Source organism: uncultured Bacteroides sp. (assembly GCF_949298305.1).
Classification (GTDB): Bacteria; Bacteroidota; Bacteroidia; order Bacteroidales; family Bacteroidaceae; genus Bacteroides.
In genome coordinates this window covers 15258-30624 of sequence record NZ_CASFWU010000003.1, presented here as the reverse complement: position 1 = coordinate 30624, position 15367 = coordinate 15258, and the positions used below count along the sequence as shown (strand labels likewise).

Sequence of the window (15367 nt, the reverse complement as noted above, 5' to 3'; positions counted from 1 at the left end):
AAATTCATTTGGAGCGACATTTTGCAAGTGTTTTTCGGAAATGGCCAGAAAACTGGCCGAATGATTTTTTCGGGGGAGGGAACAAATAGGCATAAAAAAAAGAAGGGTATCTATCCCAGACACCCAATCTTTATTAACCTTAAATCTAATACCATGAAAAACACAGTGCAAAGATAAGGGTCTTTGTGTTATATAACATAATAAATTGATGGGAAAATGCTGTTTGTTAACACTATTTAGCTGTTTTGCCTGTTTTCCCGGCCTTTTACTCCACGTAGAGTACCAGTCCTTTCAGGTATTCCCCTTCGGGATGGTAGATGTTGACGGGATGGTCGGCCGGTTGGGTGAGCTGGTGCAGGATGCGCACATTGCGCCCCGACATGGCGGCAGCGGTGAATACGGCTGTCCGGAACTGCTCTTTGTTGACCGCCTGCGAGCATGAGAATGTGAAGAGGATGCCTCCCGGCTTGATTTTCTCGAAGGCCTTCACGTTCAGTTTGCGGTAGCCTTGCAGGGCGTTGCGCAGGGCGTCGCGGTGTTTGGCGAAGGCGGGCGGGTCCAGAATGATGAGGTCATACTGGTCGCCCATGCGTTCCAGATACTTGAAGGCGTCTTCGGCATAGGCGGCGTGGCGCGTGTCGTCGGGAAAGTTCAGGGCAATGTTCTTGTTGGTCAGGTCGATGGCCTTGGCCGAGCTGTCCACCGAATGCACTAATTTGGCTCCGCCTCTCATGGCGTAGACAGAGAATCCTCCTGTGTAGCAGAACATGTTCAACACACTGCGTCCGCGGGCATAGCGTTCCAGCAGGGCCCGGTTTTCGCGCTGGTCTACGAAGAAGCCCGTCTTCTGTCCCTTCAGCCAGTCTATGTGGAACTTCAAGCCGTATTCCATGGCCACGTTGTCCCGGCTGCCTCCCTTCAGGAATCCGTTTTCGGGGTAGAGGTCGGCCTTGAAGGGGAGGGTTGTTTCCGACTTGTAGTAGATGTTGTCTATCTGTCCGTCCATCACCTCGGCCAAGGCGTCTGCTATCACCATGCGCTCCAGGTGCATGCCGGCCGAGTGGGCCTGCATCACGGCGGTGCGTGCGTAGATGTCCACCACCAGCCCCGGCAGGTTGTCGCCCTCGCCGTGTACCAGGCGGTAGGTGTTGTTGTCGGGATGGTCGGCAATGCCTATGCTGCGGCGCATGTCGTAGGCCGTTTGCAGGCGGCGCTTCCAGAAGGCGGCGTCGATGGCTTCGTTTGCGTCAAAGCTCAGCACGCGCACGGCAATGCTGCCTATCTGCCAATGTCCCTTGGCTATGAATTCTTTCTGTGAGGTGTAGATGTCCACTACTTCGCCTTCCTCGGGTTCGCCCTCCAGGCGGGCGATGGCGCCCGAGAACACCCACGGGTGGAAGCGTTTCAGCGACTCTTCCTTGCCGGGTTTCAGATATACTTTATACATTTTATTCCGTTTGTCCATTGGGTTAAACAGGGCAGTTCCCGTCGGCTCATGCTTCCGCTTGCCCTTATTCTTTATTTTCGTTCTTACTTTCCTCTTCCGTATCGGTTTCAATTTCAAAGTCGCCCGTCTGCTTCAGCTCCTGCAGTTTGTTGTAGATGTTGAGGCAGGCCCAGGCATCTGTGGCTGCATACAGCTTTTGGGGTTCGGTCAGTTCGCCCGCTTCCCAGTTGGAGAGGCGCTGGCTTTTGGATATCTTCTCGCCGAACAGGATGCCGTAAATCTTTTGCAGGCTTTTCTCCTGGATGCCGAAGGGACGGACAAATTCCTGCAGCTCGATGCACGCGCGTTGCTCGAAGGGCGCGCGCTTGTGCAGCATCATGAAGTCGTCTTTGAGCGAGAGGCCCACCTTGGTCACCTTGGGGCTCTCCAGCAGTAGGATGATGGGCAGTGTCAGTCCCGTCAGGTTGAGGCGGAACAGGAAGCAGTGCTCTTCCGACGAAACCTGCAGCAGCGCCACCTTGTGCGTCTCTCCCCGGTTGAACGAGGGGCGCGTCTCGCTGTCTATCCCCAGCAGGGGGCAGGTTTTCAGATAGGCGACGGCTCTTTCGGCCTCTTGGGGTGTCTGCACCACGTGTATCTGTCCGGGAAAGGCGGCCTTGGGCATGTCCTTCAGCTCTTCTTTATCTATTGTTCTTCTGATTACCATGGCTCTGGGATTAAAAAATGGGGTCATCATCGTGGTGGGCTCCGCTGTCCTCTTCGTCCTCGTCCGGCTGTCCGTACTTCACGTCGTGCAGGGCGCGCAGGGTGTTCACGAGCTTCTGTCCCCAGTAGAGGGCGAAGTTCTCGCGGCAGAGGGCCAGGGCGTCGTGCATGGTTTCGTTCAGCCCCAGCTGGAAGACAAAGACAAAGTCCTTGATGTCCTGGTAGATGTCGGCCAAGTCTTCAGAGATGCACTTCGTGATGGGCTGGTCGCTGTACTTCATGTCCGAGACAAAGACGTCCAGATAATCGTCCTTCTCGCCCAGTATGCCTGCCAGGTTCATGCGGACAATCTCGTAAACCTCTTCGGTCACATAGTTTTCCGGCTCTTCTTCGCCCATCGCTTCGCAGGGCGGCAGCATGGCAGCCTTCAGGTAGAGTAGGGGGAGTATCTTCAGGGATGTGTCCACGAAAGTCGGACGTTTCATTCCTTCGGCCTGCTCCAGAAACTTGCAGAACTCGGCGGCTACGGTCACAAATTCCACCACGTTTCGGTCAAATATCACTTGGCTTTCTTTCTTCATATTGTTTGGGAGTCTAAGCGTAATCTGCTTATATTCGGTTTGCAAAGATAGGAAAAAGGTTTGTTTCTTCCTAAAAAAAGATAGGGGATGTGCTCCTTGACGAAGGTCGCATGGGGAATGTGGCGTGAAGTGTGCGGCTGCCTTTCGGGCATTGTAAGGCGTCAGCTGCCCCGATAGGTGGAGTATCCGTAGGGCGAAAGGGTGATGGGGACGTGGTAATGGTTGTTGTCTTTAATTTCAAACACCACTTCGATGAAGGGGTAGAAAGTAGATTGCTTTTGTGCTTCGAAATAGGGCGCAACGTGGTAAGTCAACCGGTAGATGCCTTTATGGTCGTTTCCGTCTCGTTCAAGGAAATCTTTCACGCGGCCGTCCGGGTTGGTCGTCTTTTCATCGATAACGGTCCAGTGGTCGTCTTTGTCCTGCTTTTCCAAGGTGATTTTGACTCCGGTTGCCGGCTTGCCCTGGTTGATGTCGAGAATGTGGCTTGAAAGCTGGTACTCTTTTGTCTGGCCGAATGCTGTCAGGGCGCTGATGAGGGCTGTTGCGACGAAGAATAAGAAACGTTTTTTCATGGTCGGATAGTTTTTAGTGAAATAAATAACATGGGTTCCGTAAGTGTGAAACCTGAGTGAATAATAACTTCAGGAAGCAAAGATAATGTTGTTTGTACTCATTACAAATATGACTGCATTTTCAATGCTTCTTTTCTGTTTTATTAATGCTTTTCCTGATATTTTTCGATAAAAAGAGGTCGGGAGGCCGGTTAAGGAGGTTTGATGCCCGAACAGGCAGGTGAAATGGATTATGGCACTTGGGGAATCAAAATCTATGTTGCTTTCATTTTGATAATGAAAACTTATCGCTATCTTTGTATTTGACCAAATCTGATATACATGAAGATACAGACTACCCAAGATTTGCAAGCAATCAGACAGCGTGCCCGCCAGGCACTGCTACTGCGCGAGGAGAGCAACCGCAGCGTGGAGGCGCCATGCTGCGGGCTGGCCGGAGGCGCGGAGCATCTGCAGATTCTGGTTTGCGGGGGAACCGGATGCAAAGCCTCGTCGAGCCGCCTCATTGCCGACCGTCTGAAGGCGGCACTGGCCGCGAAAGGCGCGGACGACCGCGTGGAGGTCATCACCGTGGGCTGCTTCGGCTTCTGCGAGAAGGGGCCCATCGTCAAGGTGATTCCCGACAACACGTTCTACACGCAGGTGGCTCCCGAAGATGCGGAGGAAATCGTGACAGAGCACATTGTGGGCGGCCGCAAGGTGGAGCGTCTGCTCTATGTCGACCCCAAGGACGGGCGCACGGTGAGCGACTCCAAGCACATGGACTTCTACCGCAAGCAAAAGCGCATTGCCCTGCGCAACTGCGGATTCATCGACCCCGAGAACATCGAGGAGTACATTGCCCGCCACGGCTATCTGGCCCTGGCGGACTGCCTGCTCCACAAGCAGCCCGCCGACGTGGTGGACGTCATCAAGCGCTCGGGCCTGCGCGGACGGGGCGGGGGAGGATTCCCCACGGGCCTGAAGTGGGAGTTCGCTGCCAGCCGGCAGGCCGACGTGAAGTATGTGGTGTGCAACGCCGACGAGGGCGACCCCGGCGCCTTCATGGACCGCAGCATCATGGAGGGCGACCCGCACTCGGTGGTGGAGGCCATGGCCATCTGCGGCTATGCCATCGGCTCCGGCAGGGGGCTGGTCTACATCCGGGCGGAATATCCCCTGGCCATCCACCGCCTGAAGACCGCCATCGGGCAGGCGAGGGACTACGGCCTGCTGGGCACGCGGATACTGGGCACGGACTTCAGTTTCGACATCGAGATACGCTACGGTGCGGGCGCTTTTGTCTGCGGCGAGGAGACGGCGCTCATTCACTCCATGGAGGGCAAGCGCGGCGAACCCACGCTGAAGCCGCCCTTCCCGGCCGAGAGCGGCTACCGGGGCAAGCCCACCAACGTGAACAATGTGGAGACGCTGGCCAACATCCCCGTCATCCTCACCCGGGGGGCCGAGTGGTTCGCCTCCATCGGGACGGAGCGCTCCAAGGGGACGAAGGTGTTTGCCCTGGCGGGAAAGATAAACAATGTGGGGCTGATAGAGGTGCCCATGGGCACTACCCTCCGCGAGGTCATCTACGAGATTGGCGGCGGAATCAAGGGCGGGAAGAAGTTCAAGGCCGTGCAGACGGGAGGCCCCTCGGGCGGATGCCTGACGGAGAAGCACCTGGACACGCCCATCGACTTCGACAACCTGCTGGCGGCGGGCTCCATGATGGGGTCCGGCGGCATGATTGTGATGGACGAGGACGACTGTATGGTGTCTGTCGCCCGCTTCTACCTGGACTTCACCGTCGAGGAGTCGTGCGGCAAGTGTACTCCCTGCCGCATCGGCAACAAGCGCTTGCTGGAGCTGCTCAACAAGATTACCTCCGGCAAGGGGACGGAGCAGGACCTGGAGAAGCTCTCCACCCTGGGCAGGGTCATCAAGGACACCGCCCTCTGCGGGCTGGGCCAGACGTCGCCCAACCCCGTACTCTCCACGCTGGACAACTTCTACGACGAATACCTGGAGCACGTCCGCGACAAGGTGTGCCGTGCCCGGCAGTGCAAGGCGTTGCTCACTTATGTCATCAACCCCACGCTCTGTGTGGGTTGCCACCTGTGCTTCAAGCATTGCCCGGCGGACGCCATCATGGGCGACGTGCGCAAGCCTCACGTGATAGACCCCGGCAAGTGCATCAAGTGCGGCATGTGCATGGCGCGGTGCAAGTTCAAGGCCATTACCGTCAGTTGACTTCTAATACGCAAGCATTATGGACGAAAGACAGATTACCTTACAGATAGACCGCCACTACATCACGGTGCCGGCCGGGACCACCATCCTGGAGGCTGCCCGAAAGATTGGCATCGACATACCTACCCTGTGCCACATCGACCTGAAGGGCACCTGCGTGAAGAACAACCCCGCCTCGTGCCGCATCTGCGTGGTCGAGGTGGCGGGGCGGAGGAATCTGGCCCCCGCCTGCGCCACCCGCTGCACGGACGGCATGGTGGTGCGCACCAGCACGCTGCGGGTGATGAACGCCCGCCGTGTGGTGGCCGAGCTGATTCTCTCCGACCATCCCAACGACTGCCTCACCTGTCCCAAGTCGGGCAACTGCGAGTTGCAGAATCTGGCCTTGCGCTTCAACATCCGCGAAATGCCCTTCAACGGCGGCGAGCTGTCGCCCCGCAAGCGTGAGGTCACCTCGTCCATTGTGCGCAACATGGACAAGTGCATCTTCTGCCGCCGTTGCGAGAGCGTCTGCAACGATGTACAGACCGTGGGTGCGCTGGGTGCCATCCGGCGCGGTTTCAACACCACCATCGCCCCCGCCTTCGACAAGATGATGACCGACAGCGAGTGTACCTACTGCGGCCAGTGCGTGGCCGTCTGTCCCGTGGGCGCCCTGACCGAGCGCGACCACACCAACCGCCTGCTGGACGACCTGTCCAACCCGGACAAGGTCGTGGTGGTGCAGACGGCGCCCGCCGTGCGTGCCGCCCTGGGCGAGGAGTTCGGTCTGCCCGCGGGCACGCTGGTCACGGGCAAGATGGTCTACGCCCTGCGCGAGCTGGGCTTTGACTACGTGTTCGACACCGACTTTGCGGCCGACCTCACCGTGATGGAAGAGGGGGCTGAGATTCTGAACCGCCTGACCCGCTACCTGGACGGCGACCGCTCGGTGCGCCTCCCCATCCTCACATCGTGCTGTCCCGCCTGGGTCAACTTCTTCGAGCATCAGTTCCCCGACCTGCTGGACATCCCCTCTACGGCCCGTTCGCCCCAGCAGATGTTCGGCTCCATAGCCAAGACCTACTGGGCCGAGAAGATGGGCATTCCGCGCTCGCGGCTGGTGGTGGTCTCCATCATGCCCTGCCTGGCCAAGAAGTACGAGTGCGACCGCGAGGAGTTCAAGACCGACGGCAGCCCCGACGTGGACTACTCCATCACCACGCGCGAGCTGGCACGGCTCATCAAGCAGGCCAACATCGGCTTCACCCTTCTGCCCGACGCCGAGTTCGACATGCCCCTGGGGGCCTCTACCGGGGCGGGCGTCATCTTTGGCGCCACGGGCGGCGTGATGGAGGCGGCCCTGCGTTCGGTGTACGAAATCTATACGGGCAAGCCGTTGTCCAACGTCAACTTCGAGCAGGTGAGGGGGCTGGCAGGCGTGCGCCGGGCCGCCATCGACCTGAACGGCTTCGAGCTGAAAGTGGGCATTGCCCACGGCTTGGGCAACGCCCGTCATCTGCTGAACGACGTGCGCAACGGGCGCAACGAGTATCATGTCATTGAAATCATGGCTTGCCCCGGCGGCTGCATCGGCGGCGGCGGACAGCCGCTCCATCACGGCCACTCCGACGTGCTCTATGCCCGTGCCAATGCACTGTATCGCGAGGATGCCACCAAGCCCCTGCGCAAGTCGCACGCCAATCCCTACATCCGCACCCTCTACGAGGAGTATCTGGGCAAACCCCTGGGCGAGAAGGCGGAACGGCTGCTGCATACGCACTATTTCAACAAGTCGATAGAATAAGCGTCGGACAGGCATCCGCCGGGACTCCTCCGGGCGGACGCCTGCCGGCATCATAACCATTAAACCGAGAGATTATGTCTGACAACAACAATAGATTAGCTTGCGATGTGGCGGAGCAGGTGGAGGACATCTGCCGGCGCCACGGCGACCGGCCGGGCGAACTGATAAACATCCTGCACGAGGCGCAGCACCTGCTGGGCTATCTGCCCGAGGAAATGCAGCGCATCATAGCCCGCCGGCTGGACATCCCGGTGTCCAGGGTCTACGGCGTGGTCACCTTCTATACTTTCTTTACCATGACGCCCAAGGGACGCTACCCCATTTCGGTCTGCATGGGCACCGCCTGCTACGTGCGCGGCTCGGAGCGGCTGCTTGAGGAGTTCAAGCGCGTGCTGGGTATCGAGGTGGGCGAGACCACCCCCGACGGCAAGTTCTCGCTCGACTGCCTGCGCTGTGTGGGGGCCTGCGGGCTGGCGCCTGTGGTGCTGATAGGCGAGAAGGTGTACGGACGCCTGCAGCCGGTGGACGTGAAACGGATTATCGAAGAGCTGGAGGGTGGTGCAAATTAAATCACTGTCATTTGGTTTGCTAACGGAGTTTTTCTTAATTTTGCAAGCCAAACAAGAAAGTATTTTTGCAATGAAAAAAGAGACTCCCAAAGATAAACCGGCATCTCCGTCGTTCTTTCAGAAGATGAAGGCCGTTTTCAAGAGTGAGACCATCCGTTTCGTCATCGGTTTGATTTTGGTCATTTTTTCCGTCTACCTTTTGCTGGCCTTTTCGTCGTTCTTTGTTACCGGCGCCGCCGACCAGAGCATCATAGACGGAGGCGAACAGCAACTGGCTTCGACCGACAACGGCGTGAAGAACTATGCCGGCTCGCGTGGAGCGCAGCTGGCCAGTTACCTGATAAACGACTGCTTCGGCGTGTCTTCGTTCTTCATCCTGGTGTTTCTCACCATGGCCGGACTGAAGCTGATGAAGGTGCGCACGGTGAGGTTGTGGCGGTGGTTCATAGGCTGTTCGCTGCTGATGATATGGTTTTCCGTGTTCTTCGGCTTTGCCTTTATGGACCAGTACAAGGACTCGTTCCTCTACCTGGGCGGTATGCACGGCTATAACGTCAGCAACTGGCTGGTGTCGCAGATAGGGGTTCCGGGTGTATGGATGCTGCTGTTTGTCACGGCGGTCTGCTTCCTCATCTACGTGAGTGCGCGCACGGTCGTGTGGCTGCGCGGACTGTTTGCGCTGAACTTCCTGAGGCGGAAGGAAAAGAAGGAGAGTGCCGAGGGGACCGTGCCCGAGGAATTCAGGGATTCGTGGACAGTGAAGGGACGCAAGCCTGAAAAGAAGAAACCTGTAGCAGACAAGGTTGAAAAAACTGAAGACGAACCGCAGCCCGAGACGGCTCCTGACGATAAGGACGATGAACAGCCGATAACGCTGGAACTGAATAACGAAACGTCGGCTGAACGTCGCACATCGGCCTCTGAGGTGACCATGACCATCGAAACTCCCGAACCGGAGCCCGCAACGGCCGAAACCGAGGAAAAAAGCCACCGCGAACCGGGGTTTGAGGTAGCGGCTGCCGAGGAGGAAGAGGACTATCAGGGCAAGGAGACAGAGCCCTACAACCCGCGGCTGGATCTGGAGAACTACCACTTCCCCACGCTCGACCTGATGAAGCATTACGACGACAACGGGCCTACCATCGACATGGAAGAGCAGAATGCCAACAAGGACAAGATTGTGAACACCCTGCGCAGCTTCGGCATCGAAATCAACTCCATCAAGGCCACCGTGGGACCGACGGTAACCCTGTACGAGATTACACCGGAACAGGGCGTGCGCATTTCGAAGATACGCGGTCTGGAGGACGATATTGCCCTCAGCCTTTCGGCCTTGGGCATCCGCATCATTGCCCCCATTCCCGGCAAGGGTACCATTGGTATCGAGGTGCCCAACTCCAATCCGAAAATCGTGTCGGGGCAGAGCATCATCGGCAGCAAGAAATTCCAGGAGTCTACCTACGAGTTGCCCATTGCCCTGGGAAAGACCATCACCAACGAGGTGTTCATGGTGGACCTGGCCAAGATGCCCCACGTGCTGGTGGCCGGTGCTACGGGACAGGGAAAATCGGTGGGACTGAACGCCATCATTACCTCCTTATTATATAAGAAACATCCGGCCGAACTGAAGTTTGTGCTGGTTGACCCCAAGAAGGTGGAATTCAGCATCTATTCGGTCATTGAACACCACTTCCTGGCCAAACTGCCCGACGGCGGGGATGCCATCATCACCGACGTAACCAAGGTGGTGCAGACACTGAACTCCCTTTGTGTGGAGATGGATACGCGCTACGACTTGCTGAAGCTGGCCCATGTGCGCAACGTGAAGGAATATAACGAGAAGTTCATCAACCGCCGCCTCAATCCCGAAAAGGGACACCGCTACATGCCCTACATCGTGGTGGTGATTGATGAGTTCGGCGACCTGATTATGACGGCGGGCAAGGATGTGGAACTGCCCATTGCCCGTATTGCCCAATTGGCCCGTGCGGTAGGTATCCACATGATTATAGCCACACAGCGACCCACGACGAACATCATCACGGGTACCATCAAGGCCAACTTCCCCGCCCGTATCGCCTTCCGCGTGTCGGCCATGGTAGACTCCCGCACCATCCTCGACCGTCCGGGGGCCAACCAGCTGATAGGCCGCGGCGACATGCTGTTTCTGCAAGGGGCAGACCCGGTACGCGTGCAGTGCGCTTTCATCGACACGCCCGAGGTGGCCGAGATTACGAAATACATTGCCCGTCAGCAAGGCTATCCCACTGCTTTCTACCTCCCCGAGTATGTGGATGAAAGTGCGGGCGGAGATTTGGGCGATGTGGACATGGGCCGTCTTGACCCGCTCTTTGAGGATGCCGCCCGATTGATAGTTGTCCACCAGCAAGGCTCCACCTCGCTCATCCAGCGTAAGTTTGCCATCGGTTACAACCGGGCCGGACGGCTGATGGACCAGTTGGAGAAGGCCGGCATCGTAGGCCCTGCACAGGGCAGTAAGCCACGTGAGGTATTCTGTATCGATGAGAACGACCTGGAAATGCGACTGAACAATTTGCAATGACCGAATGTTTGAAAAATATGAGAATTAAAGGTATATTAGGATTAATCGGGATGTTGTGCCTCGCTCTTCAGGTGTGGGCGCAGCAGCCGGATGCCCGCCAGATTCTGGACCGTACGGCCGGCAACTTCGAGAAGGCCGGAGGCATCAAAGCCACGTTTACGGTGCAGTCACAGGGAAACACGGCCTCGGGCACCATTTTCCTGAAGGGTGACAAGTTCGTGCTGGAGACCGAAGGTGTCAAGACTTGGTTCGACGGACATACCCAGTGGAGTTATCTCACTTCCAGTGAGGAAGTGAATGTATCGGAGCCTACCCCCGATGAACTGCAAAGCCTGAATCCCTACGCCCTGCTGTATTCGTACAGACAAGGCTATAGCCTGAAGACGGGCAATACGGCCACCGGGCAGAAGCTGAATGCTTACGAGGTCATTCTGACTTCTACCGACCCGAAGCAGGAATTGCAGTGCATTATCCTCTATGTGCAGAAAAATACGTTCCGTCCCTTGAGAATCAGTATGGCCCAGCGGGGTGGGAAGGACGTGGCGGTTGTTTCGGTCACGTCTTACGAAACCGGTCAGTCCTACCCCGACCGCTTCTTTACTTTCGACCCCAAGGAATATCCGGGTGCAGAGGTGATTGATTTGAGGTGATGCAATGTGAAGAATGAAATTTAAAATTTAAAAGTGAAAGATATGGATACAGAAAGAGTGAAATGCCTGATTATCGGATCGGGCCCTGCCGGATATACAGCGGCAATCTATGCGAGTCGTGCCAACCTTTCGCCGGTGTTGTACGAAGGACTGCAACCGGGCGGACAGCTGACCACTACGACCGATGTGGAAAACTTTCCGGGTTATCCCGAAGGCATCAGCGGTCCGCAACTGATGGAGGATTTGCGCAAGCAGGCCGAACGTTTCGGTACCGACCTGCGCTATGGAGTGGCTACTGCCGCCGACCTTAGCCAAAAGCCCTACCGGGTGACGATTGACGACGAAAAGGTGATTGAGGCAGATACCATTATCATTGCCACCGGAGCTGCCGCCAAGTATCTGGGATTGGAGGACGAGAAGAAATATGCCGGCATCGGTGTCAGCGCCTGTGCCACGTGCGACGGGTTCTTCTACCGCAAGAAGGTGGTGGCCGTAGTAGGAGGCGGAGATACAGCCTGTGAGGAGGCTTCTTATCTGGCCGGACTGGCTTCCAAGGTTTACCTCATCGTCCGCAAGCCTTTCCTGCGTGCTTCCAAAATCATGCAGGAACGTGTGATGGGCAACGAGAAGATAGAGGTGCTGTTCGAGCACAATGCCGTAGGCCTGTATGGCGAAGGCGGGGTGGAAGGCGTACATCTGGTGAAACGCATGGGACAGCCTGACGAGGAACGTTACGACCTGCCCATAGACGGCTTCTTCCTGGCCATCGGTCACGAACCCAACTCCGGCATCTTCAAGCCTTATCTGGACACGGACGAGGTGGGCTATATCCTGACCGAACCGGGCACTCCGCGCACCAAGGTGCCGGGCGTATTTGCTGCCGGTGATGTGGCCGACCCCCATTACCGCCAGGCCATTACCGCCGCTGCCAGTGGATGCAAGGCTGCCATCGAGGCAGAAAGATACCTGCTGAACGGGTAGTAGGAAGGGAACGTGACAAATGAAAATGGTGAATGGCTGATGTCCCATTGGGATATATATCATCAGCCATTCACCATTTGTCGTTAATCTTTTACTTTTATCCTATTTTGCTGATTTTCTTCAGCTTTTCTTCGTCTATAATCTTGATTTTACGGCCGTCGATGGTAATCAGTCTTTCGGAGGCAAACTGCGACAGTGTACGGATAGCGTTGGAGGTGGTCATGTTGGAAAGGTTTGCCAGGTCCTCGCGCGAAAGATAGATGCTGAGGGTGGAGCCGTCTTCTTCCAGTCCGTAACTCTCTTTCAGGAACAGCAGCGACTCGGCCAGGCGTCCACGGATGTGCTTTTGGGTCAGGTTGACAGTACGCTCATCGGCAATGCCCAAGTCGATGGAAAGCTGCCGGATGAAGAACATGGCCAGGTCGTTGTTCTGTGCGACCAGGGTCATGATGGCACTCATGGGAATCTGGCAAATCAGGGACGGCTCGAAAGCCGCAGCGGCAGTCACGTAGTCCTCCTTGGCAAAGTAAGCCCGATAGCCGAAATACTCCACAGGCTTTACCATGCGGATAATCTGGCTTCTGCCTCCTACGCCGTCCTTGTAGATTTTTACCTTCCCGCTCAACAGGCACATGAGGTGGGTAGGTGTCTCACCTTCACAATGAATTACTTCATTTTTCTTGTAATTCTGAAGTGTAAAGTGCTCGGCGAGGAACTCCCGTTGCTCTTCACTGAGAGGTCTCCACATATCGGCGATCAGCTCCGGTACATTGATGTCTGACAAGTTTACTTTTACCATGAGTGCTGCATAACTGTGTTATATAGCACAAATGTAAAAAGAAAAAATGAATTATTACGCATTTGTTGCAAAAATGTGCAACTTCCGGGATAAAAGGATGATTTTGGAGTCTGAAACCGGTAGCTTTGCCGCCGATAACGGCAGGCGGGTGCCACAATGCGGCTGAATGAGACACCGATGGCCCGGTGCCGGCAGATACAGAAAGGACGCGAATCTGTGCAGGCGGTTGCTAATGCCGGGCAGAGTCGCGTCCTTTGCGTTCAAGTGGAGTTCCGCTTATTTGGTGAACAGCAGTTCCCGGTATTTGGGCAACGGCCAGATTTCATCGTCAATCTCCATTTCGAGGTGGTCGATGTGCTGGCGGATGCTTTCCAGATAGGGGCGTACTGTCTCTTCGTAAGCAAAAGCTCTGTCTTTGTAGTGGGGCATGTGGTTGGCCACCTTGCGGGCTTCGGTCATCTGGCGTACCTGCATCTTGATGGCGGTGACACGTTTGGAGATTTCGCGGATCAGTTCCTTACGGTCGGCGCTGAGTTCGTCATACTCCTCGGGCGAGAACGTTTCCCGTAGCCCGCGCAGGTTCTCCAGCAGGCGGTTCTGGTATGCCACGGCTGTGGGGACAATGTGGTTGATGGCCAGGTCGCCCAATACACGGCTTTCTATCTGCACCTTCATGGTGTATTTCTCCAGTTCCACCTCCAGGCGGCAGGCCAGTTCTGTCTCGTTGAAGATGTGTTCGCCGATGAGTACGGCTCGCGACTGGTTGTCCATGTAGTGCATCAGTGCCTGGGGTACGTGGCAGATGTTGGTGAGTCCGCGGCGTGCGGCTTCCTGTTTCCACTCTTCCGAGTAGCCGTCTCCCTCAAAGCGTACCGGCTCTGATGCCACAATGGTCTCTTTCAGCACCTGGAAGATGGCTTCGTCCTTGCTGAGTCCTTCTTCCATGGCCTTGTCGATGGAGGCTTTGAACTCGTTGAGCTGGTTGGCCATGGCAGCGTTGATGGCTATCATGGCGGCGGCACAGTTGGCAGAGGAGCCTGCTGCGCGGAACTCGAAGCGGTTGCCGGTGAAGGCGAAGGGCGACGTGCGGTTGCGGTCGGTCGTGTCCAGCAGGATTTCGGGGATACGCCCGATGCCCAGTTTCAGCGTGGTCTTTTCCTCGGCCGTCATCTTGCTACTGCTTACCTGGCGGGTGATTTCGTCGAGAATGGCCGAAAGCTGCTTGCCCAGGAAGATGGAGAGGATGGCGGGCGGTGCCTCGTTGGCGCCCAGACGGTGGCTGTTGCCGGCACTCATGATGGAAGCGCGCAGCAGGTCCTGGTTCTTGTAGACCATCATCAGCACATTGACCAGGAAGGTGAGGAAGAGCATGTTGCCTTTGGGGTTCTTGCCGGGAGCAAAGAGGTTGATGCCCGTGTCGGTGCAGAGTGACCAGTTGTTGTGCTTGCCGCTGCCGTTCACGCCGCTGTAAGGCTTCTCGTGGAGCAGTACGGCGAAGTTATGCTTGCGGGCAATGCGCTTCATCAGGTCCATCACCAGCTGGTTGTGGTCATTGGCCAGGTTGGCGTTCTCGAAGATGGGGGCCAGTTCAAACTGGTTGGGAGCCACCTCGTTGTGGCGGGTCTTGACGGGGATGCCCAGTTTGTGGCATTCCACTTCCAGTTCCTTCATGAACGCCGTGACGCGCGGCGGGATGGAACCGAAATAGTGGTCTTCCAGCTGCTGGTCTTTGGCGGATGAGTGTCCCATCAGGGTGCGGCCCGTCAGGCAGAGGTCGGGACGTGCGTTGTAGAGGGCCAGGTCTACCAGGAAGTACTCCTGCTCCCAACCCAGGTTGGTGAATACGCGTGAGATGTTCTTGTCAAACAGCTGGCAGACCTCGGTAGCTGCCTTGTCCACCGCAGCCAGTGCCTTGAGCAACGGAGTCTTGTAGTCCAGTGCCTCTCCGGTATAGGAAATGAAGATGGTGGGAATACAGAGGGTGGTGTCTACCACGAAGGCGGGGGAAGACACGTCCCAGGCGGTATATCCGCGTGCCTCGAATGTGTTGCGGATTCCGCCGTTGGGGAAGGATGATGCGTCGGGTTCCTGCTGGATGAGCAGCTTGCCGGAGAAGCGTTCAATGACTTCGCCGTTCTCGCCGAATTCGATGAATCCGTCGTGTTTCTCGGCCGTACCGTCCGTCAGTGGCTGGAACCAGTGGGTGTAGTGGGTGACGTTCAGCGACTTGGCCCAGCTCTTCATGCCGTTGGCTATCAGGTCGGCCATTTCGCGGCTGATGGGGGTGCCCTTCTCGATGGCGTCCACCACAGCCTTGTAGGCTTCGCGGGGCAGATATTCCTGCATCTTCTTGCGGTCGAAAACGTGGCTGCCGTAGTAGTCGGACAGCTTGTTTGAGGGAATATTGACCTCCAGAGGGCGGCGGTTGGCCAGCTCCTGTAAAGCAAAAAATCTCATTTTTGACATATTTGTCTTCTCTTTT

The 15367-nt window shown here is 56.7% G+C and carries 12 protein-coding genes; 6 read left to right on the top strand and 6 right to left on the bottom strand.

What is annotated here, in order from left to right:
* Positions 1 to 265: 265 nt before the first annotated feature.
* From Q1Y74_RS00655 to uraH, 4 genes are all read right to left on the bottom strand, one after another.
* Positions 266 to 1447 carry a class I SAM-dependent rRNA methyltransferase gene (locus tag Q1Y74_RS00655; protein ID WP_300811764.1) on the bottom strand — a complete coding sequence of 394 codons (1182 nt, stop codon included), beginning with the start codon at positions 1445 to 1447 and terminating at the stop codon, positions 266 to 268.
* A 64-nt stretch (positions 1448 to 1511) separates the two neighbouring features.
* Complete coding sequence (locus Q1Y74_RS00650) at positions 1512 to 2153, bottom strand: 3'-5' exonuclease (protein ID WP_300811763.1); 642 nt, start codon at positions 2151 to 2153, stop codon at positions 1512 to 1514.
* A 10-nt stretch (positions 2154 to 2163) separates the two neighbouring features.
* A complete protein-coding gene (locus tag Q1Y74_RS00645) occupies positions 2164 to 2733 on the bottom strand; it encodes a DUF5063 domain-containing protein (RefSeq protein WP_300811762.1) in 570 nt (189 codons plus the stop codon).
* A 161-nt stretch (positions 2734 to 2894) separates the two neighbouring features.
* A complete protein-coding gene (uraH, locus tag Q1Y74_RS00640; protein WP_300811761.1) occupies positions 2895 to 3308 on the bottom strand; it encodes a hydroxyisourate hydrolase in 414 nt (137 codons plus the stop codon).
* Between the two features lie 321 nt (positions 3309 to 3629).
* Between uraH and Q1Y74_RS00635 the strand changes: the two genes are divergently transcribed.
* The 6 genes from Q1Y74_RS00635 (at position 3630) to trxB (ending at position 12086) form a co-directional block, all read left to right on the top strand.
* Complete coding sequence (locus tag Q1Y74_RS00635) at positions 3630 to 5537, top strand: NADH-quinone oxidoreductase subunit NuoF (RefSeq protein ID WP_300811760.1); 1908 nt, start codon at positions 3630 to 3632, stop codon at positions 5535 to 5537.
* 19 nt (positions 5538 to 5556) lie between these two features.
* Positions 5557 to 7323, top strand: coding sequence for an NADH-dependent [FeFe] hydrogenase, group A6 (locus Q1Y74_RS00630; protein WP_300811759.1), 1767 nt, complete (start codon positions 5557 to 5559; stop codon positions 7321 to 7323).
* Between the two features lie 74 nt (positions 7324 to 7397).
* On the top strand, positions 7398 to 7892 hold the full coding sequence (locus Q1Y74_RS00625) for an NAD(P)H-dependent oxidoreductase subunit E (protein ID WP_300811758.1): 495 nt from the start codon (positions 7398 to 7400) through the stop codon (positions 7890 to 7892).
* Between the two features lie 70 nt (positions 7893 to 7962).
* On the top strand, positions 7963 to 10455 hold the full coding sequence (locus Q1Y74_RS00620) for a DNA translocase FtsK (protein WP_300811757.1): 2493 nt from the start codon (positions 7963 to 7965) through the stop codon (positions 10453 to 10455).
* Between the two features lie 17 nt (positions 10456 to 10472).
* Positions 10473 to 11105, top strand: coding sequence for a LolA-like putative outer membrane lipoprotein chaperone (locus Q1Y74_RS00615; protein WP_300811756.1), 633 nt, complete (start codon positions 10473 to 10475; stop codon positions 11103 to 11105).
* A 42-nt stretch (positions 11106 to 11147) separates the two neighbouring features.
* Entirely contained in the window at positions 11148 to 12086 is a 939-nt protein-coding gene (trxB, locus tag Q1Y74_RS00610) for a thioredoxin-disulfide reductase (protein ID WP_300811755.1), read from the top strand.
* 97 nt (positions 12087 to 12183) lie between these two features.
* Here trxB and Q1Y74_RS00605 read toward each other — a convergent pair whose 3' ends face one another.
* On the bottom strand, positions 12184 to 12885 hold the full coding sequence (locus Q1Y74_RS00605; RefSeq protein ID WP_300811754.1) for a Crp/Fnr family transcriptional regulator: 702 nt from the start codon (positions 12883 to 12885) through the stop codon (positions 12184 to 12186).
* A gap of 276 nt (positions 12886 to 13161) precedes the next feature.
* Entirely contained in the window at positions 13162 to 15351 is a 2190-nt protein-coding gene (locus Q1Y74_RS00600) for a glutamine synthetase III (RefSeq protein WP_300811753.1), read from the bottom strand.
* Positions 15352 to 15367: the final 16 nt, after the last annotated feature.